Origin of the sequence: Streptomyces sp. BF23-19 (assembly GCF_041106355.1) — a bacterium.
GTDB classification, from domain to species: Bacteria; Actinomycetota; Actinomycetes; order Streptomycetales; family Streptomycetaceae; genus Streptomyces; species Streptomyces virginiae_A.
Window position 1 is genome coordinate 192,010 of the sequence record NZ_JBGBPT010000001.1, and the last position, 25,777, is coordinate 217,786.

The following is a 25,777-nucleotide window of genomic DNA, read 5'->3' on the forward strand; positions in this document are numbered from 1 at the left end:
CCTTGGGCGGATCTTGACGGGCGGGGTCGGCTGGGGAAGGCTTCCGACCGACGTTCGATCAAGGCGACACCAGGGACGGAGTGGTGATGACGGGCCCGGTGCTCGCTGTCGATCAAGGCACCTCGGGGACCAAGGCGCTGGTCGTCTGTCCGATACGTGGAGTCATAGGCTCCGGATCCGCCCCCGTACGGCCCCGCTACCTGCCGGGTGGCCGGGTCGAGGTCACCCCCGGCGAACTGCTGGACTCGGTCGTCGACGCCGGGCGCGCCGCACTGGCGGCGGCGGGCGAGCCCGTGGTGGCGGTGGGCCTCGCCAACCAGGGCGAGACCGTTCTCGCCTGGGACCCGGCGACCGGCGCACCACTGACCGACGCGATCGTCTGGCAGGACCGGCGCGCCGAAGGGCTCTGCACCGAACTGGCCGCCCACGCCGCCTCTTTGCGGGAGACGACCGGCCTGCCGCTCGACCCGTACTTCGCCGCCCCCAAGATGGCCTGGATACGCCGCCACCTGACCCGGCGCGGCGTCGTGACGACCAGCGACGCATGGCTCGTGCACCGCCTCACCGGCGCGTTCGTCACCGACGCGGCGACCGCCGGCCGCACCCAGCTGCTCGACCTCGACACCACCCGTTGGTCGGACGCGGCACTCGACGCCTTCGGCCTCGCCGGTGAGCGGCTGCCCGAGGTCGTCGACGCCGACACCCACGTCGGCACCACCACCGCCTTCGGTCCCGCACTGCCGCTGACCGGGCTGCTCGTGGACCAGCAGGCCGCCCTCCTCGCCCAGAGCGTCACCGAGCCCGGCACCGCCAAATGCACCTACGGAACCGGCGCGTTCCTGCTCGCGCAGACCGGCCCACGCCCCCTGCGCAGCACCTCCGGACTGGTCGGCTGTGTCGCCTGGCGGCTCGCCGGCCGGACCAGCTACTGCCTGGACGGGCAGGTGTACACGGCCGCCTCCGCCGTGCGCTGGCTCACCGATCTCGGGGTGATCTCCGGTGCCGCGGACATCGACACCGTGGGCGGGAGCGTCCCGGACGCCGGCGGTGTCACCTTCGTCCCGGCGCTCGCCGGGCTCGCCGCCCCGTGGTGGCGGGGCGACCTGCGGGGCTCGGTCACCGGCCTGGGCCTCGACACCACCGCCGGGCATCTCGTACGCGCCCTGTGCGACGGCGTCGCCGCCCAGGTGGCGGAGCTCGCCGACGCGGTCGCCGCCGACCTGGGCGCCCCGCTCGCCGCCCTGCGCGTCGACGGCGGCCTGACCCGCTCCGCGCTGCTCATGCAGGCCCAGGCCGACCTGCTCGGCATCCCCGTGGAGGTGTCGGCGCTGCCGGACATCACCGCGCTCGGCGTCGGCGCCGTCGCCCGACTCGGGCTCGATCCCTCGCTCACCGTCGCCGAGGCCGTCCCGGAGTGGAAGCCTTCCGCCGTATACGAGCCGCGGGCCGGCGCGGCGCAGGCGGCGGAACGCCGCGCACGGTTCCGCGCGGCGGTCTCGGCCCTGCTCGGCGACGCACCGGCATGACCGAAACCACCGCTCCCACCGCGACCACGGTCACCACCGGCGGCGCCCTGCCCGGCGGGGTGTACGACGCGACGGTCGTCGGCGCCGGCGTGGTGGGCACGGCGATCGCCCGCGAACTGGCCCGGCTCCCGCTGCGGATCGCCCTGGTCGACGCGTCCGACGACGTCGGCGACGGCACCTCGAAGGCCAACACCGCCATCCTGCACACCGGTTTCGACGCGGTGCCCGGCTCCCTGGAGTCCCGGCTCGTCCGGGAGGGCCACCTACGGCTCTCCGCGTACGCCGCAGGGACCGGCATCCCGGTGGAGCCGCTCGGTGCGCTCCTCGTCGCCTGGGACGCGGAGCAGCGGGCCGCGCTGCCGGGGCTCGCGGAGAAGGCCGTACGCAACGGCTACCGCTCGGCCCGGATCATCCCGGCCGAGGAGGTGCGGGCCCGCGAGCCGGAGCTCGGACCCGGGGCACTGGGAGCGCTCGACGTGCCGGGGGAGTCCCTCATCTGTCCCTGGACGACCACGCTCGCGTACGCGACGCAGGCCGTGCGCGCGGGTGTCGAACTCCACCTCAACTGCCGCGTACGGGGCATCACGTCGGGCGAGCCGCATACCGTGGCCACGAGTCGGGGCCCGCTGCGCACCCGGTACCTGGTCAACGCGGCCGGGCTGTACGCCGACGAGATCGACCGGCTCCTCGGCCACGCGGACTTCACCGTGACGCCCCGGCGCGGCCAGCTGATCGTCTTCGACGAGCTCGCCCGCGGCCTCGTACGGCACATCCTGCTGCCCGTGCCGGGCGCCCTGGGCAAGGGGGTCCTGGTGTCGCCGACGGTGTACGGGAACGTGATGCTCGGGCCGACCGCCGAGGACCTCGACGACAAGACGGACACGGGATCGACCGCCGAGGGACTCGCGCTGCTGCGGGAGAAGGGTCGACGGATCCTGCCGGCCCTCCTGGAGGAGGAGGTCACCGCCGTCTACGCCGGTCTGCGGGCCGCCACCGGGGACGACGACTACGCGATCCGGGCCCACCCCGCGCAGCGGTACGTCACCGTGGGCGGGATCCGCTCGACGGGGCTGAGCGCCTCGATGGCGATCGCCGCGTATGTGGTGGAACTGCTCGCCGACAGCGGCCTGCCGGTGGCGGGGGCCCGGGAACTGGAGCCGGTGCGCATGCCGAACCTGGGCGAGGCGTTCCCGCGCCCGTACCGCGACGCCGAGTTGATCGCACGGGACCCGGAGTACGGCCGGATCGTCTGCCACTGCGAGCGCGTCACCCGTGGGGAGATCCGCGACGCGCTGGCCTCGACCGTCCCGCCCGGTTCACCGGACGGCCTGCGGCGGCGCACCCGGGCCCGGGGCGGCCGTTGCCAGGGCTTCCATTGCGGAGCCGCCGTCCGCGCTCTGTTCGAGCAGGCCCGGCGGTGAGCCACGACCGGACGGTCGACGTCCTGGTCGTCGGCGCCGGCCCCGCCGGGCTGGCCCTGGCGGCCCGCCTCGCGGGTGCGGGCGCCGGGCACGTCGAGGTCCTGGAGCGCGAGCAGGACGCGGGCGGCGTGCCGCGCCACTGCCACCACGGCGGGTTCGGCGGGCCGGTACGCCCCTGGCTCACCGGACCGGCGTACGCGCGAAGGGCCGCGCAGGCGGCGACGGCCGCCGGGGCGACGGTCCGTACCGGCGTCAGCGCCACCGGCTGGGCCGGACCGCTGACCCTGGAGACCACGAGCCCGGCGGGCCTCGAGCGGATCACCGCCCGCGCCGTCGTCCTCGCCACGGGCGCCCGCGAACGCCCGCGCAGCGCCCGGCTGGTGCCCGGCTCCCGCCCCGCGGGCGTGCTGACCACCGGGGAACTGCAACAGTCGGTCCACCTGTACGGCCAGGCCATCGGCCGGCGGGCCGTCGTGGTGGGCGCCGAGCCGGTGGCCCGCCACGCGGTACGCACGCTGCGCCGGGCGGGAGCGGAGGTGGTGGCCGTGGTCACCGAGCGCCCGCGCGGCGCCGCCGTACCGGGAGTTCCGCTGCTCACGGCCACGACGGTGGGCGAACTACGCGGCCGGGGCCGCCTGTCGGGCGTGGTCGTGCGCCACGCGGACGGCCGCACCGGGGTCCTCGCGTGCGACACGGTGGTCTTCACCGGCGACTGGATCCCCGACCACGAGCTGGCGCGCCGCGGCGGCATCGCCGTGGACCCCGGCACCCGCGGCCCCGCTGTGGACGCCTCCTTCCGTACGTCGGTGCCCGGGGTCTTCGCGGTGGGCAATGCCCTCCACGGTGTCGAGCGGGCCGCCACGGCGGCCGCGGAGGGCGCAGCTGCGGCGGCTCCGGTCCTCGCCCGCCTTTCGGGTGCGCCGTGGCCGGAGGCAGGCCCACCGCTGGTCGTCCGGGCCCCGCTGCTGTGGGTCATGCCGAACCGGCTCACGGACCTCACGGACCTCGCGGGGCGGCCGTTGCTGCTGCGGTCGGGGGAGCCGTTGACCGCCCCGGTGCTGACGGCCGCCCAGGACGGCCGGCTGCTCTGGCGACGGAGGTTCCCGGTCCGGACGACCCCGTCGCGGTCGCTGCGGCTCGCGCCGGGGTGGACGGACCGGGTCGACCGGTCGGGCGGTCCGGTCGTGCTGGCCATCGGCTGACGGCGCCGCTCCCCGAGCCCGGAGGGTAACTCCGCGCGCACTCTTGACTACGGTGTGTAAATGGATCGATACTCTGTGTCACGATCTTGGTCGCTCACTACGTCACCTACGGGGTCACGCCCCGTCAGGAGGTACCGACGTGCCGTTTTCCGTCCCAGGACTGGCCGACGACCTGGCCCCCGATCTCCTGGACCGTTGGAACAAGGAGATCGATCGCCAGTTCAGGAGCCTCGAACCTGATCTGGGGAGCAAGTACTTCACTCTGGAACCCGACGATCCGGCCGCCGAGCGCGTGGCCGTCACCTGGTTCGGCCATCCGGCCGAGCCGGAGTTCTGCTTCGACGCCGAGACGGCCCGCGCCTTGTCCGACTGGGGCGTACGCGGCCGCCGCGCCCTGCACAACGAGTACTGCGAGTACGCGGTCATCAGCGCGGTCGACACCGAGGGACGGATGCGCCCCAAGCGGGTGCAGGTCACCACGGAGCTCCCCGAGTACTACCTGATGCTCGCCGAGCACGATCCGGCCCGCCTCCGGGAGATCGTCACGGCGACGCTCGCGACCGAGCCGCCACGCTGGCAGGAACTCTACGGACCGGCCGTCGCGGACCCGAACCTGCTCTCCCCGGCCCAGCGCCGCGTGGCCTTCGCCCGCCACCTGACCGGCCACGGACAGCACCGCGACCTGATCGACGCCGATGTCCCGGCCGCCCCGGCCGGCTCGCTCAACGCGGTCAACGCCCTCTTCATGGCCCATCCCATCAACGGGCTGGACGACCTGATCTACATCGTGATGTTCGGCGCGCAGCCCTACGCCCGGCGCAATGCCGCGGGCGGCTTCGAACCGGCCGGACGGGACCAGATCTTCCGCCGACAACCCGGGCTCGAAGCCCTCTCCTGCCGCCACGCGGACCCGGCCGCCGCACTGGCCGCGGCGGACGCCGCCTTCCAGGGCCGGACCGTGTCCTTCGCCGATCCGCTGGGCATGTACATCCAGCAGTTCACCTCGGAGGTCTTCCTCTTCGAGGGCGGACCCGTTCCGGACCCGTGGATCCGCCTGGGGCGCGGCCGACAGGGGCTGCACCAACGCCTGGAGTTCGGCCCGCCGGACGACGACCCGCACTTCCTCGACGAGATCACCGTGGTGGAGGGCGACGCGGAGGAGCCCCTGACCGGTGGCTACCAGGTCGTCCGCCAGGTACAGGTGGGCCCGGTGGTCGCGCTCGGCGCCCCGACGCCCGTACCGCCCGGGGACCTCGTGGTCCTCCCCGACTCGCCCGGACCCATCCGCTGCCGGGACGCGCGCGTGTGCACCGACACGGTGGGGCCGTTGAAGGAGGCGTTCGACGCCGAGGCCCTGTCCGAACCGATGGGCGGCGGTCCCCGGGGCGGGAGATGAGCGTCCTCCAGGACGGGATCTACCACGGGCCCGGCAGGCGCCCGCCCGGCCATCTGGCGCTCGTCTTCCTGCGGGCCGACCCGGAGGCCGACGCCGACGCCGTCGACGGCGCGCTGCGCGAGGTGACCACGATGCTGCGCGGCCTCGCCGACGGCGTCGTGGCGGAACTGCCGGGCCACCCGGTACCCGGCGCCGAGCTGGAGTTCCTGCTCGGCTTCGGCCCGAAGGCGTTCGACATCGCCGGCGCGAAGCTCCCGTGCCCGGCCGCACTCGGCCCGCGCTTCCGGTTCCGCTCGCCCCGCCCCACCGGAGGCGGACCGCTGCTGGTCGGCGGGGGGCTGTCGTACGCCGCGGACGTCATTCGCAACGACGCCACGGAGGAGTTCTGCCTGCAGCTCACCGCGGACACCCAGCTCGCGGTCTCGCGCGGCGTCGTGGAGCTGTGGAAACTGCTGCGCGGCGCACGCACCGGCGACACCCGGGCGGCCACGCTGGAGATCGCGGGCATCCACACCGGATTCCAGCGCGATGACCGGCGCAGCTGGATCGGCTTCCACGACGGCGTGTCCAACCTGGACAGCGGTGACCGGGAACGGGTCATCAGCATCGCGGCGGCCGACGCGGGCCCGGACCCGTGGACGATCGGCGGCACCTGCCTGGTCTTCGCCCGCCTCGCCGTCGACCTCGACGGATGGCACCTCCTGCCGCGCGCGCAGCAGGAGTTCCTGGTCGGCCGGGACAAGCTCACCGGAGCCCCGCTGACCGGCCGCGACACCGAAGGGCGGCCCGTACCGGCCGCGGGCTGCCCGGTGGCCGGGACCACCGAGGTGACGCAGCCGGGCAACGAGGACTTCCTGGAGCCACGGCCCACCGCCGATCCGGTGCTGCTCACCGCCCATGTGCGGCGGGCCAACCTGACCGGCACCGCCGACCCCGACCAGAGCGGCTCGCTGCGGGTGTTCCGGCAGGGGTACGAGTTCTTCGAACCGGTCGCGACCGCCCCCGGCTTCCGGGCCGGGCTGAACTTCGTCGGCTTCCAGGACAGCCCCGAACGGGTGCTGCGCATCCTCACCCAGCGCGGCTGGCTGGGTGGCGTCAACTTCGGCGGGCAGCCCGGTCCGGACGGGCCGGCGGGCCGGCTGCTGACCGTCCGGGCGGCAGGTACGTATCTGGTCCCACCCGTACGGGACGGGGCCCCCTATCCGGGGTCCGAGGTGTTCGGCTGACCCCTCGAACACCTCGGACCTCCTCGGACCCCCTCGGACCCCTCGGACCCCTCGGACCCCTCGAACTCCTCGGAACCCGGCGAACTCCTCGGACCCCTGGATCTCCTCGGGACCCCTCGAAGGAAACGGAGACGCACAGTGATCGAACAGATCTGGCTCCATCCACCGCTCGCCTTCGCCCGGCTGGGCCCGTCCCCGGTGCCTTGCGACAACTACCGGTGGGGAATGAGCGACCTGTCGCCGGGCGGCACCGGCAAGACCGTCGTCGAACCCCGGCCCTCCCTCGACGTCGCCGAGGACGGGACCCTGACGGAGCGGGAACCGGAGGGCGACCGCGTCCGGTTCAAGGACGCAGCCGGCTTCCGCCCGCTGTGCCCCTTCTTCGAGGTGCACGGTGCGTGGACGGCCGACGGGGTACGGCACACCGGCCCGCTCACCACCGATGTGCTGGCCGCCGTCGGCATGGAACTCGCCGACCTGCGCTGGGAGGTGGACGTCGCCAACCTGAAGGCGCACCACTGCACCCTCTCGCCGGGCGACCGGATCGAGGCCGGTGCCGAGCTGGCCGGTGACGACCACCGGCGCACACCGCTGGAGGGGCGATCACCGCAGGGGGCCGACCGGCCGCTGGTCCCGGCCGGACGGCACGTACCGCTCGGGTCCGTCCAGGTGCCCAGGCCCGACGACCGGTTTCCCGAACTCCGGCTGCGTTTCACACCCGCCACCGGAGCGGTGTACGGCCCCACGAACCTTCCGACGCGCTCCCCGCGGTTCGTCCTGCCGGCCGAGCGGCTGATCCTCTCCCCGGACGCGCAATGGTGCGAGTTCACCGGAGAGGGCGATCCGCGGACCGTGCCCGGCGGGCTGTTCGCCGGCTCGCGCGAGGAGGACGGGCAGAAGAGCCTCGGCCTGGTCGACGACGTGTGCGACGGGCTGGTCACCGTCACCCTGCCGGGCGGCCTGTCGGCCCGCGCGCGGATCGTCGTCACCCCGCCCGATTTCGCACCCGACCGCAGACCCTTCACCTCTCTGGCCGACGGCCTGGCGGACCGGGTCAAACGCGGCGAGGTCCGCGATCCCGCCTACATCGCCGAGCATCCGCAACTGACCGCGCTGGAGGTGCGCGACCTGTTCGAACGGGTGCTGGAGGCCATGGACGCCGTCAACGTCGACGCGCAGAACGAGCGGGCGACCCTGGAGAACGAGAGCACCGCCGAGGAGCTCGGCCTGCCCACCGGCCCGGCCCGCGCCCGGACCTTCAGCCCGCCGGAACCCCTGCTGGGGGTGATCCTCGCGCTCACCGAACGCGGCCGCCGCCGGCACCGCCGCTTCGTCGCACTGGAGGCCCTGGAGGACATGTTCCGCGAACAGCCCGGCCTCATCGAACGGGTCATCAGGGAGCCCGGGTCCGAGGACGTCTGGTACGACCGCCGGATGCCGGTCTCGGTGCGGGGATCCGACGCCTTTCCCATGCACCTGACCCGCCGCCAGTACGACCTCCTGGTCGCCTGGGTCGGTTCGCTGCGCGAGCGCGTCCAGGAGGGGACATGAGCGTCCTGCTGCAGATCGGCCGACGGCCACCGGACCGGAAACCCGAACCGGCAGCGGAAGCGGGATCGGCGGGGGGCGCCGGGGGCGGGCCCCTCGGCCTCGCCGCCGAGACCAGGGTGTTCCGCAGCGCCCACGGCGCCCACCTGTTCGTCGCCGACGGCAGCCGGATCTACGACCTCCCGGAAGCGGCCGCGGACCGCCTCGAGCGGTGGACGGCCGCCGCGCACGACCCGGCCCAGGACGCCGCCGTCGCCGCCGGACTGGGCCTGCCGCTCTGGGGCGGGGCGGGCATGCCGCCCCCACGGATCGACGGCACCCCGGCCGCCGTACCACCGCTCGCCTCCCTGTCGCTCAACGTGATGCAGGCCTGCAACCTCAGCTGCGGCCACTGCTACGCCGACGAGGGCCGGTTCGGCGGCTCCGCCCGGGCCATGCCCCGCGAGACCGCGTTCGCCGCCGTGGACCGGCTCCTCGCGGAAGCCGCGCCGGGCGCGGCGGTGGTCGTCGGGTTCATGGGCGGCGAACCGCTGCTCGCCCGCGACCTGCTGCACGAGGTGGTCGCGCACGCGACCCGGGCCGGAGCCGCCACCGGGCACGCCGTCCGCTTCGCGCTCACCACCAACCTCACCACGGTCCGGCCCGCGGACGCGGAACTGTTCGCCGCCCACCCGTTCACCGTGGCCGTCAGCCTGGACGGCGACCGGGTCGGCCACGACGCGCTGCGCCGCGCCCCGGGTGGGGGCAGCGCGTACGACCGGCTGCGGGCCGGGCTGGAGGTGCTGGATCGGTACGGACGGCCCCGCCACCTCTCGGCCCGGGTCAGCGTGACTCCGTACACCGGGCGGTTGATCGACATCCTGGAGCACGGCATCGGCCTCGGCTTCGACGAGGTCGGCTTCTCCGCGGTGGTGAGCGCCCCGGACGCCGCGTACGAGATCGACACCGCCGCCTTCACCGGATTCCTGGAGCAGATGGTCGAGTGCGGGGAAGCGGCGCTGCGCGAACTGGCCGCGGGCCGACCGTACCCCTTCGGCAACTTCCAGACGGCGATGTACGAACTGCACACGGGCGGCCATCGCCCGTACCCCTGCGGCGCCGGCGCCGGATACCTCAGCGCCTCCGCCGAGGGCGGCCTCTACGCCTGCCACCGGCTGGTCGACGACCCGGCCTTCGCCATGGGATCGCTGGCCCAGGGACCCGACCAGGACGCCAGGGCGGCCCATTTGGCGGCCCGCCACGTGGACCGGGCCGAGCCCTGCCGGTCCTGCTGGGCCCGCTACCTGTGCGGCGGCGGCTGCTACCACGAGGTCAGCCGACGCGGCCGGACCGGCTGCGACTACATCCGCGGCTGGCTGGCCTTCTGCCTGCGCGCCTACGTCGAACTCTCCCAGGTGGCACCGGAGTTCTTCCGGCAGTCGACCGCATCCGACCTCCCGAGCGATCCGGCTGCCCTGGCCCGCTGAATCGCGCCCCTGGCCCGCGCCCCCGTCCCGTCCGGCCGAAGGAACCGCCATGAACGACCCCACCTCCGCAAGCGTCGACCTCCCCGTACCCGAGGGGAAGATCTTCCCCCGCAACCTCACCGCACGGGCCGACCACGTGGTCCGCGGCAATCCGTCCGGCTCCCGCCCGGAGAGCGGCGTCGACAACTGCTTCCCCGGCCTGGAATTCGACCAGCGCAATCTCGAGAAGGCCTTCTTCCCCGGCCTGACGGTCGACTTCCACCACGCGAGCGGATCGCGGGTGCTGGCCGTCACCGGCGGTGTCGCCGCCGCCCAGGGCATCACCGACGCCGACCTCGACACGGGAACGCCGCAGGACCCACAGCCGCTCTACCTGTGGGCCGTCTGCGGGCGCACCACCGTGGATCAGGCGGAGGAGGACGCTCCGGTGTTCCACGCGACCGAGCGCACCGGCCTGGAACTGTGGCGCCGGGTGCACGACCTGCTCCCCGGCCGGGTCGCCGTCGTCCTCGGCCGCACCCCCGGCAGCACCTCTCCGGGGGCGTTCTGGCTACCGGACGACGACGGCCTCAACGTCCGGCGGATGGCCGGCCGGAACGAGGTGGGGCGCGACGACGACGGCGTGCTGGAGTGGGCCGTGCTGATTGCCGACCGGGCCCGCTACCTCGACCCGGACGGGGTCATCGACCCCGACGTGTACCGGCCCGGCGACCTCACCCGAAGCCTCTGCGCGCCCTGGCAGTACGACTTCCGTGAATGCGGCTGCTACTACTGGGCCGCCTCGAAGCCGGACATCTCCAGCAGCTCCGACGGCGTGTACCGCAACCTCAACTTCCAGCGCCGCAACCGCGCCACCGACCCGCCCGAGCCCGACATCCCCACGATCCGGGGTCGGTCCGCGAGGGAGTTCGACCACCCCGCCCTGATCGCCAACTGGAACGTGCTGCCCGTCGTCCTCAACGGCCGCGAGGACGACAGCATGGAACTGCCGGACTGGTCCGGTCTGAAGCCCATGACGCGCGCGAAGGTGATCCACGAGCTGGAGCGGCTCGCCGTCGTCGAGCACGCGCTCTGCCTCGAATACCTCTACGCCCACTACTCCCTGAACGCCCCGGCCGTCCTCGACCCGGCCGCGCACGACCCGGCCACGCCCGAGGGGGCGCGCGTCCGGAAGATCTACGCGGCCGCCGCGGAGGTGTTCTCCGTCGCGGTGGACGAGATGCGCCACCTGAGATGGGTCAACGAGATGCTCGCCACGCTCGGCCGGCCGCTGCGGCTCGAACCGCCCCGGCCCGACACCGTCATCCAGCTCCAGACGGGCCGGCGGTTCGAGCTGAAGCCGCTCACGCCCGAGCAACTGGACTGGTTCATCGCCGTGGAGCGCCCCAGCGCGGTGACCGCCGACCCGCAGGGCATCGACGGGATGTACGTCAAGCTGCACGAGACCATCGTCCACCGCCCGGAGCTCTTCCCGGAGGCGGACCGGCTCGCGCACCTCATCAAGCTCATCATCGACGAGGGCAACGACCACTACCACCGCTTCACGGCGGTCAAGGAGCATCTCGCGGAGCTTTCCCCCGACGACTACCTCCGACCGCTGCGCACCGATCCGGACACGCCGCTGGACGTGCAGCTGGTCGAGCTGTCGGCGCTGAACTACACCATGCTGCTGGGCGCCCTGGAAGCCACCCTGAAACGGGGCGACACGGCGGGCGGTGTGCTGATCGAACAGGCCCGCCGGACGATGTTCAACCTCCACGAGCTCAACCACCTCCTGGCGTCGCACGGCGTCGCCCCCCGCTTCGCCAAGCTTCCCGCGGCGCCCGTTCCCGCCGGCGAGGGGGCGATCGCGGCGGCGTCCGGTGCCGTGTCGTTCCCCGAGTCCGGGCCCGCGCACGCGGCCGGACCGGAGCTCGGCGACGGCCAGGCCGTCCTGGCCGCGGCACGGGCCTGCGTCGCGGTACGGCAGAACATCGACGCCCTCGCGGTCGACGGGGTACGCGCGATGATGACCCGTCATCAGGCCGACACCGAAGCGCTGATCGCGGCCTTCAGCCCACGATGAGTCGCGCCGACGTCGAGATCGCCGGTTCCGGGCTGGCCGAGGTCACCTGCGCCTGGCTCCTCGCCGCACGGGGGCACCGGGTCCGGCTGCGGGCCCGCCCGGACGAGGGCCGGCGCACGCTCCTGCTCGACGCATCCACCCAGGCCCTGCTCCGGTCCCTGTGGGGCATCGCCGAGCCGGCCGAGCTGGACCTCGTCACCCATGCGCTGACCCACCGGCGGGCCCGCTGGGGCGCCACTCCGGCCGCCCCGCGCCGGGGACAGCCGGCCGTAGTGGTGGACGGGGCCCAGCTCGCGGCCCGGCTGCGCGACCGCCTCGCCGCACACCATCCGGACACCGTCGCCGAGGAATCCGGGGGAGGCCGCCTACCGCGGTGGACGGTCACGGCCGCCTCCCACCCCGACGACCAGTGGACGGCCGGCCGCCGTCGGCTGCTGGCCGGTGAAGCGGCCCTGGCACCCGGCCAGGACGACACCACCGCCCGCCTCGACTGCACCGATCTCGCCTGGCTCCACCTCACCCCGCTGGGCGACGGGAACGCCCTGCTCCAGGCCATGGTCCCGGGCCCCGCCACCCACCCCGAGAACCTGCTGGGCCGCCTGCTCGCCGCTTCCGATCTGGCTCCCCGACTCCGGTGCGCACCGACCACCGCCGTCTCGCTGCCGGCCGCCCCCCGCCTCCACCGCATTCCGGCCACCGCCCCGACAGCGGACACCCCCGGGCGGCTCCTGGTCGGCGCGGGCGCGATCCGCTACGACCCGCTCAGCGGCACCGGCACGGCCCAGGCCCTCCGGACGGCCGTGCTGGCCACGGCCGTCATCCACGCCGCGGCCACCGGCACGTCCCCGGAGGCCCTGTGCGCCCACTACGCCGCTCGCCTGCGCACGGCCTTCCGGGCCCACCTGGACACGTGCGCCCGGCTCTATCCGCAGGCCTTCCCGTCCGCCGCGTGGCACCACGAGATCGACGCCTGCCGCTGAGCGGGGGAGCGAACCGTCCGGCGCCGGGTTCCACGCGATCCCCGGCGCGCGTGGCGATCGACCCTCCACCCTGCACCGGTCCGGCTCGGTCTGCGAAAGGTGGGGCGGGACCTTGCGGGTTCTGTGCGTACACGGCGATGGCGCAGCAACTGCGCGGTGAGCAGGACCTGCTGACCGAGCGGCTGCCCGCCTCAGGGACGGCCTCACCCGCGCCGGGGCCACGGGGGTGGCCGCGGACGGCGATGCCCTGCTGGATCCCGCCACGCGCCTGAAGGCCCGTCGGCGCCGTACGTACAACGGGGCGCGCGCACGACATCCGCCCCTGTCCGGCGGAAAGGCGTACGGGCGAGGCCGTCGCGGCCGGCCTCGGAGAGTGACCGTCGGGCCGATCGACCGGAAGAGGTCCCCGGCCGGGTCCGTGGTGGCCGCGCGGGAGCACGGACGAGTCGAGCGGGCGCGCTCCCGAGACCTCTTCGTCGCCCCCGCAGGGGTGGCTCCAGGGGCGTCGCAGGAGTCGTAGACGCATTCCGTTTCCTGCCTGCCGGGAGTGAAAAACAGGGGCTGAGGCCGCCCGGTGCCCGGTGGCCAGGAAGATTTCGAGCGCCGACACGGGTCGTTCGTGGATTCCGCTTTCGACCCTGTCGGCGGTTCGGAAGGAGCTCCTGCGACAACTACCCCGTTCATCAGGAAGGTTCGCTTCGGGGGCGGTTCGCCGGTCCATCGACCAGAGGCCATGTCACGCGCCCGAATCGGTTCTTGTAGATCCGTACGAAGAGTAGGTTTCAGCCGGCGGACGTTTTCATGTCTTCCGTCTCTGCCTGACTCCGCTCGGTTGCCTGTGTACTCCTTCACACAGAATGCATTGAAGCGGGGGAGAGAGAGCCTTGAGCGAGACGATAGCCGGCAGGGTGCTCGCCATGGCCTGGCTCGATCCGGGCGTCACCGTCACCGCGGAACTCGCCGTCCGCCATGCGCCGGGGGCGGACCTGACCCGCCTCCCGGCCGCACCGGAGCACATCGCAGGCGATCAGCCGTAGCGACTTCCCGCGGGTACCGCCGATCGTGCGCCGATCCCCGGACGCCGGCCTCGAAGCGGCACCCGCGAGACCCACCTGCCGTCCCTGCTGTCCCGCACGGGCAGAACACCAGGGAAATCCCCCACCGTCTCCTAAGGAGTGACCGTGACCGCGCACACCCAAGAAGTGAACATCCAGGACCTCAAGCGCACCTGGCTGGACGAGGCGATCAGACTGGCCACGAACAGCGTGGCCAACGGCGGCGGGCCGTTCGGCGCCCTGGTCGCCAAGGACGGCGAGGTCGTCGCGCTCGGGAACAACCAGGTCACCTCCACCCTGGATCCGACCGCCCACGCCGAGGTGAGCGCGATGCGGGCCGCCTGCAAGAAGCTCGACACCTTCTCGCTCGAAGGCTGCGTCCTGGTGACCTCGTGCGAACCGTGTCCGATGTGTCTCTCCTCGGCGCTGTGGGCGCGGGTCGACCTGATCGTCTTCGCCGCCGACCGGCACGACGCCGCGGTGGCCGGTTTCGACGACCGCAAGTTCTACGACCTGTTCGAGAAGCAGCCCGCGTCGAAGTGGCCGCTGGCGATCGAGCACCTGGACCTGCCGAACCGTACGGCTCCGTTCGACGCGTGGGTGGCCAAGACCGACCGCATCGACTACTGAGTCACCGGTTCACCGGACCGACGTCGAGCGAACCGCACCGACCGCACCACTGTGGACGCCGGAACTGTCCGGCACCGCAACACCAGGTGAACGTCCACGAACAGCGGTGAACACCCCGAGAGCCGGGCGCCGGGTCGACATCGTCGTCCGCCGCCCGGTCGTCACCGGTGGCCGCACCCTTCCTCGCGCGCGTAACGGATTTCAAGGACATTTCCCTTTCTGGCAAGGAGTTCTCGTGGCGATCCAGCGGAAGCACACCATGCACCACTCGACGATCCTCGACGCCGATCCGGACACCGTCTGGGCCGAGGTGCGCAACCCCATGAACGTCGTCAAGATCGTGTCCGGTCCCGCGGTGAAGAACGTGGGCTGGGCCGAGGGCGGCACCCCCGACACCGTCCCGTCGCGGTACGACTTCACCCTCGTGTTCAACGACGGCCTCGTCCAGCAGGAGATCGCCGGCCGCAACGAGGTGGACCGGTCCTCCACCTATCGGGCCGTCGCGCCGACGATGGGCATCACCAGCTACGACGCCACGATCCGCGTCCGGCCGATCACCGATGACCCGGGCCGCAGCTACTTCGAGTGGTCGCGGGTGCTCGGGATCGCCGACGACGCCGACCCCGAGGTCGTGCAGGCGGTCATCACCATGATGGAGAACCAGACCAACTCCGTACGCGACCATTTCGCGGCCTCCTGAGCGTCGTCCCTGAACCGGTCGATGACGCGGTCCGCGGCCGCCCCCTCGCACCGCGGCCACCGGCTTCCCGAAGGCACCCGGGCTCAGCCCGGTGAGCGGGGCTCTCCAGAGGGGCTCCGACGCCGCGATCACGCCGGCCACCACAAGGTCATGCCGTTCGGGACCGGTCTTCAGGCCCTGTCCGACCATTCCCGACCGGGGCAAGGAAGGCTCGTGCCAGACGGGCCGGCCCCGATGGGAACTGCCAGGCGGGCCTTAACCCCAGCGGCTCGGATCGTGGACGGCCCGGGTCCAACGGGCCTCGAACTCTTCTCGGCCGATCACGAACGGCACCCACGCAGGGTCGTAGCGGTCCACGCACGGCGGGTTGAAGGGCCAGTCCTCCGGAGTGCTCCGGTAGGCCATTCCGTCCTCGGTCAGTTCGACCTGGCGGAGCCGACGACCATCGGGTCCGACCTCCATCAGGTAGGTCATCGGGGCGTCGTCCTCGTCCCACCGGCGGCTCAGATACAGCAGGTCCCGGCCGGCCAAGGCGCCGAAGCCCGGCCTGCCGCGCTGGGCGTCCCGTTCGGCGCGGGCCTCGGCAAGGCCGGGCGGTGTCGTCGGTCCGTCGACGTCGGCCTCGTCGAGACCCCACGTCTCGGCCTCCGCGCGGGTGGCCTCGGTGTGCACGACCTCCACGTCGGCGAAGGTCTCCAGCACCTCCTGCTCGGACCGGGCGTGGACCCACCACCAGGTGCCGCCCATGCCGTAGTCGTTCAGGACCAGGAAACGTGTCTTCGACACGGCATCAGAACGGGCCACCCGCACACCCTAAGGCGTGCCCAATAGTTGATCTTGCGGCGGGTCGAGGTGAACCGACGGACGCGGCGTGGGAGCGGACAGCGCCCCTGTTGTGCCGCAGATGGACAGGCGCGGCCGTCCGTGGTGGGACCACCGTAGGGTGGTCGACGGCGTGCGGGCTCGGTCATGTGCCGGACAGGTCCCGGCCCGGGTGACGGACCACCCGGCGCCTTCGGCAGGGTGGTCCGCCAACGGGGCCGGCGGTCACCGCAGGTGCGCGGTGTCGTTGACGAACCGCACGGACGCGACGCCGTCCGCGTCGTACGCGACCGCCGACACCGAAGCCGCCGCGGTCTCCATCCGGAACAGCGCCTCCGGCGGCGCGCCGAGTGCCAGCCGGATCAACTGCCGCACCGGCGTCACATGCGAGACGACCAGCACGGTCTGCCCCGCGTGCCGGGCCAGCAGCTCGTCCCGGGCCCGTGCCACCCGCCGCGCCACTTCCACGAAGGGCTCACCGCCCGACGGCGCGGCCGCCGGTGAGCGCAGCCATGCCGCCAACTCCTGCGGACGGCACTGCTCCACCTCGGCGTACGTCAGCCCTTCCCAGGCCCCGAAATCCGCCTCGCGCAGCTCCTCGTCGACCTGTACGTCGAGGCCCAGCCGTTCGGCCACCGTCTCGGCGGTCTCCCGGCAGCGCCGCAACGGTGAGGACACGACCGCCCGCACCGCCGCGCGCGCGGCGAACATCGCCGCGGCCGCCTCGGCCTGCCGGCGCCCGGCGGCCGACAGCGACGGGTCGAGGCCACCACTGCCGGAGAACCGCCGCTCCGGCGTCAGAGCCGTCTCGCCGTGCCGCATCAGCAGGAGGGTCGTGGGTGTGGTCCGGTCGGCGGGTGCGGCGTTCAAACCGGTCGCTCCTGGGTGCGGACGACGGCCTTGGTGACCAGGTGGTCGCCGAGCACGAGGTAGTCGATCTCGGTACCGAGGAAGCAGTTCAGCGCGTCGGTGGGTGTGCAGACGATCGGCTCGCCCGCCACGTTGAACGAGGTGTTGAGCAGGCAGGGCACGTCGGTCAGTGCGGTGAACCGGCGGAGCAGGGCCGCCAGCCGCGGGGTGTCCCGGTCGGTGATCGTCTGCACCCGGGAGGTACCGTCCACATGCGTCGCTCCCGGGATCACGTCATGGAACTCCGGTCGCACCGGGAACACGAACGTCATGTACGGCGAGCGGGTCTTGCGGCCCATCTCGAAGACCTTCGGGGCGTCCGGTTCGAGCACGATCGGTGCGAACGGACGGAACGGCTCGCGGTGCTTGACCCGGGTGTTGATCACGTCCTTGATGTCCGGGAACCGCGGGTTCGCCAGGATGCTGCGGTGCCCCAGGGCCCGCGGGCCGTGCTCGATCCGGCCCTCGTACCAACCTATGACCACCTTCTCGGTGAGCAGCTTCGCGACCTGGTCGACGACCTCGTCCTCATTCAGCCGGGTCCATTCCACCCGCCCGCCGAACTCCCGCAGGGCCTGCTCGATCGTCGCGTCGTCGTATTCCGGCCCGAGGTACGGGGTGACCGGCGCCGGCGTGGACCTCCGCGCGCCGGCGGTGTCCGGGTGACCTAGCCACGCGTGGACGGCGGCGCCGATGACGATGCCCGTATCGCTCGCGCCGAAGCTCACGTCCATGTCGTCGAACCGCGACCCCTCGAACAGCGGGGTGTTGTTCAAGCAGTTCAGCGCCACACCGCCTTCGAACAGCAGGTGGTTCAGATCGGTCCTGGCTTCGAGTGCGCGCAGCTGGTGGTTCGTGACGACGGTCAGCATCTCCTGTGCCGCCGCGGCCACCCGCGCCCGGTGGGCGAGGGTGTCCTGCGCGGGACCGAAGTACTCCTCGAAGAGAGGGTCGAGACCCCGGGGGTTGTCCGTCTCCAGGGGCCTGCTGAAGGTGTACCGCCCGTCCTCGTGCAGGTCGACGAGGTGTTCCAGGAACGGGTTCGGCGCCGGCGGCCGGGCGAAACCGGACAGGCCCATGACCTTGTACTCGTCGTTGTTGGGCACGAAGCCCAGGTACCGGGTGATCGCGGCGAACAGCAGCCCGATCGAATGCTGGGCCCCTACGGCCGACTCGTCGAAGACGCGGATCCGGCCGTCGCGGATCTCGCCGGTCACCGACGAGAACACCTCGGCGCGGCCGTCGCTGACGAGGAACGCAGAGTCCTTCATGCCGGCCAGGTAGTACCCGGTCATCGCATGGGCGAGGTGGTGCGGTACGAACACGACCTTGGCGGGATCGGGAGTGAAACCGGTGCGTTCGGCGAAGCCGGCGAGGATCGCGTCGTGGCTGACGACCTCGGTGAACAGCTTGCCCATGCCACCGATGAGGTCGAGCTTCGCCGCGGGTGCCATCGGCGCGGACGTGATGCCGGCCAGCATCTCGTCGAAGACCTCGGGGGAGAAGTTCCAGGGGATGGCGATGAGGTCGATGTCCGAGAAACGCAGCCCCGCCTCCTCGAGGCACCAGTTCACCGAGTGGAAGGGGAAGTCGGTGGTCTTCTTCTCCCGGTTGAGCCGCTCCTCCTCCACGGCGGCGACCAGCTTTCCGTCCACCAGCAGCGATGCGCCCGCGTCGTGGCCGAGGAGGTAGTGCTTCTCGGTGCCGACGGAGCCGAAGTGCTCGGCGAAGACCTCCGAGACGCGGCTGAAACCGTTGCAACCCAAGACGATCATGACGATTTCCTTCTCTGTCGTGCGGCGTCGGCCGTGCGCGGGCGGGCGCCGCAGGACGGCCGGTGACGCGGCGAGAGCCACCACGTCACCGGCCGTGCGTGCGAGGGAGTTCGGGAATGACTACGGGAGGACTACCGCAGCGACGGGGCGACCGCCGGGAAGCGGTCGGCGGACAGCCCTGCCGGGTCGGTCCACGGTTGCTTGCCGGCCAGGAGATCGCGGACGATCTCCCCGGCGGCGGGCGCCTGGCACAGCCCCTGTCCGGAGAATCCCGCCGCGTAGAAGAAGGGCCGGGAGGGATGCCGCCCGATGAGGGCGCCTCCGTCCGGGCTGGCCTCCAGCGCTCCGCTCCACCCGCGATGGACGCGGATGCCGTCGAGGGCCGGGTAGACGGTGCCGAGCAGACGTGACAGTCGGCCGAGCCAGGCCTGCCTGGACTCGTCCGGGCCGGGCCGGCCCATCCCGACGAGGACGCGGTCCCGCCAGGCCCGGATCCGTAGGCCGGAGTCGGCGTGCAGGGTCATCGGGAGAGTGGCGGGCGGGGTGTCGGGCGGGTCGGTGAGGAGCAGCTCGATCGGATCCGCGCTCACCGGGAGGTGTACGTCGCCCAGGGCGGCCACCGCGGTCGACCAGGGGCCGGCCGCGCAGACGACGGATTCGGCGAGGATGTCGCCCGTGGGAGTGCGGACGCGCCCGTCGGGGTCGATACCGGTGACCGGTGTATCGGTGAGCAGGACGGCGCCCGCCTCCTGGGCGGCGGCGGCATAACCGCGCACGATCGCGGCGGGATCGCAGGCGTAGGCCTCGGGCGACCAGGCCGCGGCCAGGACGGAGCGTTCGTCCAGCAGCGGGTTGAGCCGCGCCGCCTCGGCCGCGGTCACCAGCTCGACCTTCACCCCCGCGGCGCGCTGCGCGGCGTGCTCGCGCCGGAAGTCCTCCACCTGCTGCTCCTCGGTGAACAGCACCAGGAACCCGACCCGCTCGAGGCCGAGGGGAGTTCCTGTCCGTTCGGCGAAGGAGTGGTACGCCGCAAGGCTCCGGACGGCGAGGCTGCCGGTGAGGGGGCTGCCGGGAAAGTAGGTGCGGACCACCCCCGCGGTGGCCGCGGACGATCCCGATCCGAGTGTGCCGCGCTCCAGCAGGACGGTGCCCACGCCGGCCTCGGCGAGATGGCAGGCGATCGACGTACCGATCACTCCTCCGCCGATGACGAGGGTGTCGGTGCGGGTGGGGTGTGCGCTCATGCGGGCTGTCCCGCGTGTGCGGGGTCGTGCCGGCGGAGGTGGTCCGCGGTGTTCCAGGGGTAGAGGTGGAGGTTCCAGCCGCCGAGGCAGTTGATGTAGAGGGCCATCTGGCCGGTGACGGCGAGGAAGTCCTCGTGGTCGAGGTGGTCGAGGCAGGCGAGGAAGCGCTGGGTGTAGGTCCAGAGTTTGTCCAGGCCGCAGTAGCCGAGGAACTCGGCGGGGATGCCGACGAGGAGGCGTGTCATCTGGCGCAGGGAGTCGATGGGCATGTCGGCGACGGCCGCGCGGACGAGGCCCCCGTAGGTGGCGTACCCCAGGGGGCGGGTCTCTCCGTTGACGAAGAGGAGGGTGGGCAGGACGGTGTCGAAGGTGCCGGCTCCGGAGGGGATCCAGCCCCGGTGCATGTCGGCGAGTTCGGGCGGCGCCTCCAGCCAGATCCGCTCCGTCTCGGTGTGGAGGTCGTGGATCAGGCGGTTCGCGTCGGGGTGGGTGGCGTGCAGACGAGGGATGCTGTGGCCGCCCGCGGTGCCTGCCGGCCGGACCTCGACCAGGATTTCCTTCTTCGTGGAGTAGACGGCGTCCCAGGTCGCCCGGCCCGCTTCGAGGAGGGCGGGCATGTCCTCGGGGCGGATCCGGCCTATGGGGGAGGCGGGCATCGGTTCGGTGAGGGTGCCGTACTTGATGCCGAGGTGCTGGAGGGCGGAGCAGAACACGGTTCCGTCGGGTGCCTCGCGCCGGTCGGGGATCCGGGTGGAGGCGGGCAGATGGAGCAAGGAGGGAACGGGGGCCACGTGGTAGAGGTGGGCCCCGGCGACCAGGGCGTGTCCCTGCAGGCTCCGGTAGGGCAGTGCTTCCCACAGTGCGTCGGCGAGCTCGGGGTTACGGCCGTCGAGCTCCGCGGTGACGGTGATGCCCAGGTCGGGCCAGGCTATGTCGAGCAGTCGGCCGGCTGACGTCCGCGTCGGCCCGGATAACGTCTCGCTCAAGGTTCTCTCCTTCGTTCGGCACGACGTCAGGAGGCACGGCGAGCCCGATCCCCCTGTTTCGTTGCGTCGTGTGTGAAGGAGTACACAGGCAACCGAGCGAAGTCAGGCAGGGACGGAAGACATGAAAACGTCCGCCGGCCGAAACCCACACTTCGTAGAGATCTACAAGAACCGATCCGGGTCCGTGACGTGCCCTCTGGTCACTACTCCAGTCGATCACACCGGAATCCAATCTTCCTGGTGAGCAAGGGAGTTGATGCCAGGAAGCGGTCGAACCGGCAGGACGGGAAGCATCCGACAGGCGCCGAGCGCGACCTCCGGACCCTACGGGAACAGGCCAAGCGGAGGACGGATCCGGTGCGCCTCCTGTGGCCGGCGGGTCCTGGAAAGTCGACTGTGACCAGGGAGAGGGAGGGTGATTGCTGTGTGCGGTCGCGACGGGTTCCGGAACCGATCGGCTGCGCCGCTGCCCCGTCGCCGACGGCCGAGGGTGCAAGATGAGGCCGACTGACCTGTCGTCACGACCGAGGTGGGTTCCCTTGCCCCGCAGCACCGCCGACGACGCCGGGCGGCCGTCCCGCCGACGCCTGCGACGCATCGGTACCTGGCCGGCCGTGGGAGTCACGGTCGCCGTTCTCGTCGTCGCCAACCTGGCCCTGCACCGGTGGACCGGCCTGTGGGGCCTGGTGACGGCCGTCGTGGTCAGCGTCCTGCTGCTCGGTGTGCTCCGCTGGGCCGGCGGTACCCTCGCGGACGCGGGCCTGGATCCGGGCACCTTGGCCCGCGGTGCCCGCTGGGCGCTGGCCCTGATCGGCCTGGTCGCCGTCGTCTACCTGATCGGAGCCCTCCTGCCGGCCACCAGGGGACTGTTCGAGGACCGGCGGTACGAGGCGATGGACGGGGGCGAGGTGCTGCTCCGCGCCTTCGTGCTGGTCCCCGTCGGCACGGTCCTGGTGGAGGAGATCGCCTTCCGCGGTGTGCTCTACGGCTTGGTGGACCGGGTGCGCGGGGCGGTCTGGGCGACCGCCGTGTCGAGCGTGCTGTTCGGGCTGTGGCACGTGCTGCCGTCGCTGCACCTGGCGACCGCGAAGCCGGCCGTGAACACGGTCGTCGGGGACTCCGGGCTCGGGGCCGTGCTGGCGGTGCTGGGGGCCGTGCTGTTCACGGCGGCGGCGGGCGTCCTGTTCTGCGAACTGCGCCGCCGCAGCGGCAGCCTGCTGGCTCCCATGGGCCTGCACTGGGCGGTCAACGCCCTCGGTTACCTCGTCGGGTACCTGCTGCGCTGACCCGGCGGTGGGGCGGGCGGGCTCAGTTCCGCGGCGAGACGATGTCCTTGAGCTCGTTCAGGTCCTGGGCGGTGAATCCCTCGGGCCGCATGATGTCGTTCCAGGCGTCGACGTACGCGGCCTTGTACGTGTGGCCGTGGCCGTCCGGCACACCGGTCGAGAACGGCAGGTCGGCGGTGACCTGCCAGAAGGTCACGAACGGGATCCAGACCATGGCTTCGAGCACGTCCGAGCCGGGCCGCTCCCCGATCCAGTCGGGCTCGGTGAGGGCCAGCTTGGGGCTCCACCAGACGATCGGGTCGGACGGGTGCATCAGGTAGAGCACCCGCGGCCCGTCCCACGGCCGGTCCGCCGGAGGAATCCCGGTGGTCGGGTCGTCGGTGAACCGCACGGTCCGCCCGTCCCGGTAGACGGGTTCGATCTCGGGACTGCCCGCGTCGCGGTGGTCACTGAACTCGCGGAAGAGCGTGTTGAAGTTGGGCGGGCCGGCGAACACGGTCCCGGCGGTGCGGTTGCGCAGGTCGGCCTCCCCGCTGAAGGCCGTCTCACCGCCGAACGACCCCAGGCTCTCGCCCGCCACGAACAGACGCGGGCGCTCGCCCTGGGGCAGCTTGGACCACTTGTCGTAGACCGCGTCGAAGAGATCCCGGCCGGCCTCGCGCGCCTTGGACTGGTCCACCAGGTACGACATCCACGACGGCAGGTACGAGTACTGGATCGCCACGGTGGCCGCGTCGCCGTTGCCCAGGTACTCGAACGAGTCCACGGCGGCGGGATCGATCCAGCCACTGCCCGTGGTGGTCATCACGAGCAGGTTCTCGCGCTGGAAGCCGCCCGCCCGTTCGAGGTCCGCGACGGCCCGGGCGGCCCGGGTCTCCGTGTCGTCGGAGGTCGCCAGACCGGCGTAGGCGCGGATGGGCTCCTCCGCCGTACGGTGCGTGAACGCGCCGATCTCCTTCGCCGTCGGTCCGCTGCCGGCGAAGGCCCGGCCCTCCCTGCCCAACGAGTCCCAGGGCACCGACGAGCCGGGCCCGCCCGAGCGCAGGGCCGACGTGGGCTGGTGCACGCCTTCCGGGGTCTCCGTGTCACGCAGCGAGAAGGCCTCGTTGGACGCGTTGACGAAGCCGCTCAGCAGCAGCCCGGAGAACGCGGCCCACGCCAGGCCCACGACCACGATCCAGCCGACCACCCGCGCCGCCCGCCGGCCGATCCAACGCCCGAGCAGATCGGCGGCCCGGTGGTACAGGGCCCGGAGCCCCCGCCCGACGAAGAGCAGCAGCAGGAAGACGAGGGCGGCGACGAAGGGGCAGGCGACGGCGGTGAGGACGTTGTACTCGGTGACCCCCATGAGCCGACGGATCTCGTGCTGCCAGTACTGGCCGAGCCCGAACGAGAGGCCGAAGAGCACCACCGCGCAGACGATCAGGACGAGCCACGACCGGCGCGAGGGGACGCGTGCGTCCCGGTCGGCGAAGGCGCGCCACACGACGGCCGCGACCAGGCCCAGCCCGTAGCCGATGGCCGCGCTGATGCCGGCGATCAGCCCTTGGAGTACGCCCCCGCGGGGGAGCAGCGAAGGGGTGAAGGACAGACAGGTCAGAAGGAGCGCGCCCCAGCAGCCGGGGAGCGTCAGACGAGGCAGCCAACGGTGTGCGCGTGCCGGCTTCTCCTCCGCGGGAGGGACGGGCGGGTCATGGCTCATGGCGGCCTCCACGGACATGGTCCCAAGGCACTGTCCGTCCTGCCATCCGGAGCGTGGGCCGTCAGTTCGGGCCGCCGGGCGGGGGACCGGCCGTCCCGTCGGCGCCCGGCGAGGTCCACTCCGCTCCGGTGCGCAGGCGGAAGGCGGCGACCGCGGCCTCCACGGTGGGGAAGAAGTGCCGGGGGTCGATGGTCCGGGTGAGTTCGTACCGCTCGATCTTGCGTCGCACCGGGTCCTTGAGCTCCGCGAACACCAGGTGTACGTCCTTCGCGTTGAGCACCTCGTCGAGCTCCTCCAGGATGTCGGCGGCGGTCGTGTCCACATCCGTCATCGGCTCCGCCGCGACCACGATCCAGCTCGGCCGCGGATCCGCGCCGGCCAGCCGCCTGACCTCGTCCCGGAAGGTCTTGGCGTTGGCGAAGAAGAGCGGGGCGTCGAACCGGTAGATCACCAGGCCGGGCAGTTGCTCGGCACTCGGGTAGGAACGGATGTCGTGGTACCCCTCCAGGCCCCGCACCCGCCCCAGCACGGTGTCGTACGGCCACCAGGCCCGCCGGAAGACGTTGAGCACGGACAGGGCCACGGCGATCGCGATACCGGGCAGCACACCGAGCAGGGCCACGCCGGCGAAGGCCGCGAAGCAGAGCAGGAACTCCGCCCGGCGCTGCCGCCACAGCCGTACGGCTCCCGGTACGTCGGCCAGGGACAGCGACGCGGTGATGACCACGGCCGCGAGGGCCGGCTGGGGAAGGTTGCGGAAGAGGCCCGGAGCCAGCACGAGCATGAGGACGATGAGCAGCGCTCCGACCACGCCGGTGAGCTGGCTCCGGGCGCCCGCGCGCTCGGCCACCGCCGTCCGGGACCCGCTGGTGCTGACGGGGAAGCCCTGGAAGAGGGCGGCCGCCAGGTTGGCCGCACCGACGCCCGCCATCTCCTGGTTGCCACGCACCTCCTGGCCGGTGCGGGCCGCGAAGGCGGACGCGTTGGAGATCGTGTCGGCCAGCGACACCAGGGCGATGCCCAGCGCACCGCCGAGCAGCGGCGCGAGATCGGCGAGCCGGACCTCGGGGATCGTGAACGGCGGGAACCCCTCGGGCAGCACCCCCACCAGCCCGACCCCGTGCTCGTCCAGGTCGAAGACGGCGGCCGCGGCGATCGCCAGGACCACCATCACGAGCACCGCGGGGACCTTCGGCAGGAAGCGCTGCAGGACCAGGATCAGGGCGATCCCGCCGAGGCCCACGGCGGCGGCCGCCGGCACCACCGCCCCCTCGGCGATCTTCCGCACGAGGCCGGCGCACTCACCGAGCAGGTTGTCCGCCTCGACCTTGAAGCCGAGCAGCTTGGGGAGCTGGCCGACCAGAATGGTCAGCGCCAGGCCGTTCATGTAGCCGATCATCGTCGGCTTGGAGATCAGGTCGGCGATGAAGCCGAGCTTCGCCACCGAGGCCAGGATCATGATGGCCGCCACCATGACCGCGAGCATCGACGCCAGCGCGACGGCCCGATCGGGATCCCCGTCGGCCGCCACCAGCGGCAGCACGGTGGCAGCGATCATCGGACCGAGTGAGGAGTCCGGGCCCAGCACCAGGATCCGGGACGGCCCGAAGACCGCGTACCCGAGCAGGCAGAGGATCGTCGTGTACAGGCCGGTGATGGCCGGCAGCCCCGCCAGCTCCGCGTACGCCATGCCCTGCGGCACCAGCAGCGTGGTCAGGACGACGCCCGCGACCAGGTCCTTGGGCAGCCACGCGCGCCGGTAGGACGCCACCGCGCGGATCCCGGGAACCGCCCGGAAGCGGGAGAGGACCCCGTGGCCGGGGCGCCGGGTGGTCACG

At 72.5% G+C, this 25,777-nt stretch carries 19 protein-coding genes and 2 pseudogenes; 13 read left to right on the forward strand and 8 right to left on the reverse strand.

All coding sequences use genetic code 11. The features are described from left to right. Positions 1-86 precede the first annotated feature (86 nt). The 12 genes from AB8A24_RS00895 (at position 87) to AB8A24_RS00950 (ending at position 15,215) form a co-directional block, all read left to right on the forward strand. Positions 87-1,526: an FGGY family carbohydrate kinase gene (locus AB8A24_RS00895; protein WP_328960306.1), complete on the forward strand. Its 1,440-nt coding sequence runs from the start codon at positions 87-89 to the stop codon at positions 1,524-1,526. Continuing rightward, positions 1,523-2,947 carry an FAD-dependent oxidoreductase gene (locus tag AB8A24_RS00900; protein ID WP_369474234.1) on the forward strand — a complete coding sequence of 475 codons (1,425 nt, stop codon included), beginning with the start codon at positions 1,523-1,525 and terminating at the stop codon, positions 2,945-2,947. The genes AB8A24_RS00895 and AB8A24_RS00900 overlap by 4 nt, the downstream gene beginning before the upstream one ends. Then, a complete protein-coding gene (locus AB8A24_RS00905) occupies positions 2,944-4,149 on the forward strand; it encodes an FAD-dependent oxidoreductase (RefSeq protein ID WP_328960304.1) in 1,206 nt (401 codons plus the stop codon). The genes AB8A24_RS00900 and AB8A24_RS00905 overlap by 4 nt, the downstream gene beginning before the upstream one ends. Before the next feature lie 139 nt (positions 4,150-4,288). After that, positions 4,289-5,545 carry a hypothetical protein gene (locus AB8A24_RS00910; protein ID WP_369474236.1) on the forward strand — a complete coding sequence of 419 codons (1,257 nt, stop codon included), beginning with the start codon at positions 4,289-4,291 and terminating at the stop codon, positions 5,543-5,545. After that, the gene (locus AB8A24_RS00915) at positions 5,542-6,771 is read left to right on the forward strand and encodes a Dyp-type peroxidase (protein WP_369474238.1); all 1,230 of its coding nucleotides are present in this window, start codon (positions 5,542-5,544) and stop codon (positions 6,769-6,771) included. Before AB8A24_RS00910 ends, AB8A24_RS00915 begins: the two co-directional genes overlap by 4 nt. A gap of 138 nt (positions 6,772-6,909) precedes the next feature. After that, positions 6,910-8,322 (forward strand): hypothetical protein, encoded by a 1,413-nt coding sequence (locus AB8A24_RS00920; protein WP_369474240.1) that lies wholly within the window; start codon positions 6,910-6,912, stop codon positions 8,320-8,322. Further along, positions 8,319-9,785, forward strand: coding sequence for a radical SAM protein (locus AB8A24_RS00925; RefSeq protein WP_369474241.1), 1,467 nt, complete (start codon positions 8,319-8,321; stop codon positions 9,783-9,785). The genes AB8A24_RS00920 and AB8A24_RS00925 overlap by 4 nt, the downstream gene beginning before the upstream one ends. A 49-nt stretch (positions 9,786-9,834) precedes the next feature. After that, entirely contained in the window at positions 9,835-11,850 is a 2,016-nt protein-coding gene (locus AB8A24_RS00930; RefSeq protein ID WP_369474243.1) for a ferritin-like domain-containing protein, read from the forward strand. Continuing rightward, positions 11,847-12,830 carry an NAD(P)/FAD-dependent oxidoreductase gene (locus AB8A24_RS00935; protein ID WP_369474245.1) on the forward strand — a complete coding sequence of 328 codons (984 nt, stop codon included), beginning with the start codon at positions 11,847-11,849 and terminating at the stop codon, positions 12,828-12,830. Before AB8A24_RS00930 ends, AB8A24_RS00935 begins: the two co-directional genes overlap by 4 nt. A gap of 884 nt (positions 12,831-13,714) precedes the next feature. Then, positions 13,715-13,867, forward strand: a complete 153-nt coding sequence (locus tag AB8A24_RS00940; protein WP_328960296.1) for a hypothetical protein — start codon at positions 13,715-13,717, stop codon at positions 13,865-13,867. 138 nt (positions 13,868-14,005) lie between these two features. After that, positions 14,006-14,515 carry a nucleoside deaminase gene (locus AB8A24_RS00945; RefSeq protein WP_266480440.1) on the forward strand — a complete coding sequence of 170 codons (510 nt, stop codon included), beginning with the start codon at positions 14,006-14,008 and terminating at the stop codon, positions 14,513-14,515. Positions 14,516-14,750: 235 nt separating this feature from the next. Continuing rightward, entirely contained in the window at positions 14,751-15,215 is a 465-nt protein-coding gene (locus AB8A24_RS00950; RefSeq protein WP_266480438.1) for an SRPBCC family protein, read from the forward strand. Positions 15,216-15,241: 26 nt separating this feature from the next. On the opposite strand, the pseudogene AB8A24_RS00955 reads toward AB8A24_RS00950, so the two are convergent. From AB8A24_RS00955 to AB8A24_RS00980, 6 genes and pseudogenes are all read right to left on the reverse strand, one after another. After that, positions 15,242-15,356 (reverse strand): annotated as a pseudogene (locus AB8A24_RS00955) (IS5/IS1182 family transposase); the annotation flags it as partial. Between the two features lie 114 nt (positions 15,357-15,470). After that, positions 15,471-16,001, reverse strand: a complete 531-nt coding sequence (locus AB8A24_RS00960) for a hypothetical protein (protein ID WP_369474248.1) — start codon at positions 15,999-16,001, stop codon at positions 15,471-15,473. A gap of 261 nt (positions 16,002-16,262) precedes the next feature. Beyond that, positions 16,263-16,901 (reverse strand): annotated as a pseudogene (locus AB8A24_RS00965) (histidine phosphatase family protein); the annotation flags it as partial. Between the two features lie 2 nt (positions 16,902-16,903). Next, positions 16,904-18,721, reverse strand: a complete 1,818-nt coding sequence (locus AB8A24_RS00970) for a carbamoyltransferase (protein ID WP_369474249.1) — start codon at positions 18,719-18,721, stop codon at positions 16,904-16,906. Positions 18,722-18,852: 131 nt separating this feature from the next. After that, positions 18,853-19,965, reverse strand: a complete 1,113-nt coding sequence (locus AB8A24_RS00975; protein ID WP_369474251.1) for an NAD(P)/FAD-dependent oxidoreductase — start codon at positions 19,963-19,965, stop codon at positions 18,853-18,855. Continuing rightward, positions 19,962-20,951: a hypothetical protein gene (locus tag AB8A24_RS00980; protein WP_369474253.1), complete on the reverse strand. Its 990-nt coding sequence runs from the start codon at positions 20,949-20,951 to the stop codon at positions 19,962-19,964. The genes AB8A24_RS00975 and AB8A24_RS00980 overlap by 4 nt, the downstream gene beginning before the upstream one ends. 539 nt (positions 20,952-21,490) lie before the next feature. Here AB8A24_RS00980 and AB8A24_RS00985 point away from each other — a divergent pair. Beyond that, positions 21,491-22,237 (forward strand): CPBP family intramembrane glutamic endopeptidase, encoded by a 747-nt coding sequence (locus AB8A24_RS00985; RefSeq protein ID WP_328960290.1) that lies wholly within the window; start codon positions 21,491-21,493, stop codon positions 22,235-22,237. A gap of 22 nt (positions 22,238-22,259) precedes the next feature. Here the strand turns inward: AB8A24_RS00985 and AB8A24_RS00990 are convergent, their stop codons facing one another. Continuing rightward, a complete protein-coding gene (locus AB8A24_RS00990; RefSeq protein WP_369474255.1) occupies positions 22,260-23,939 on the reverse strand; it encodes an alpha/beta hydrolase in 1,680 nt (559 codons plus the stop codon). Between the two features lie 61 nt (positions 23,940-24,000). Continuing rightward, positions 24,001-25,776 carry a SulP family inorganic anion transporter gene (locus AB8A24_RS00995; protein ID WP_369474257.1) on the reverse strand — a complete coding sequence of 592 codons (1,776 nt, stop codon included), beginning with the start codon at positions 25,774-25,776 and terminating at the stop codon, positions 24,001-24,003. Position 25,777: the final 1 nt, after the last annotated feature.

Excerpts from the sequence above, each read along its gene's own strand:
- AB8A24_RS00935 (WP_369474245.1), top strand. The coding sequence starts at position 11,847 with ATGAGTCGCGCCGACGTCGAGATCGCCGGTTCCGGGCTGGCCGAGGTC.
- AB8A24_RS00975 (WP_369474251.1), bottom strand. The coding sequence starts at position 19,965 with ATGAGCGCACACCCCACCCGCACCGACACCCTCGTCATCGGCGGAGGA.
- AB8A24_RS00900 (WP_369474234.1), top strand. The coding sequence starts at position 1,523 with ATGACCGAAACCACCGCTCCCACCGCGACCACGGTCACCACCGGCGGC.
- AB8A24_RS00895 (WP_328960306.1), top strand. The coding sequence starts at position 87 with ATGACGGGCCCGGTGCTCGCTGTCGATCAAGGCACCTCGGGGACCAAG.
- AB8A24_RS00990 (WP_369474255.1), bottom strand. The coding sequence starts at position 23,939 with ATGAGCCATGACCCGCCCGTCCCTCCCGCGGAGGAGAAGCCGGCACGC.
- AB8A24_RS00915 (WP_369474238.1), top strand. The coding sequence starts at position 5,542 with ATGAGCGTCCTCCAGGACGGGATCTACCACGGGCCCGGCAGGCGCCCG.
- AB8A24_RS00930 (WP_369474243.1), top strand. The coding sequence starts at position 9,835 with ATGAACGACCCCACCTCCGCAAGCGTCGACCTCCCCGTACCCGAGGGG.
- AB8A24_RS00970 (WP_369474249.1), bottom strand. The coding sequence starts at position 18,721 with ATGATCGTCTTGGGTTGCAACGGTTTCAGCCGCGTCTCGGAGGTCTTC.
- AB8A24_RS00925 (WP_369474241.1), top strand. The coding sequence starts at position 8,319 with ATGAGCGTCCTGCTGCAGATCGGCCGACGGCCACCGGACCGGAAACCC.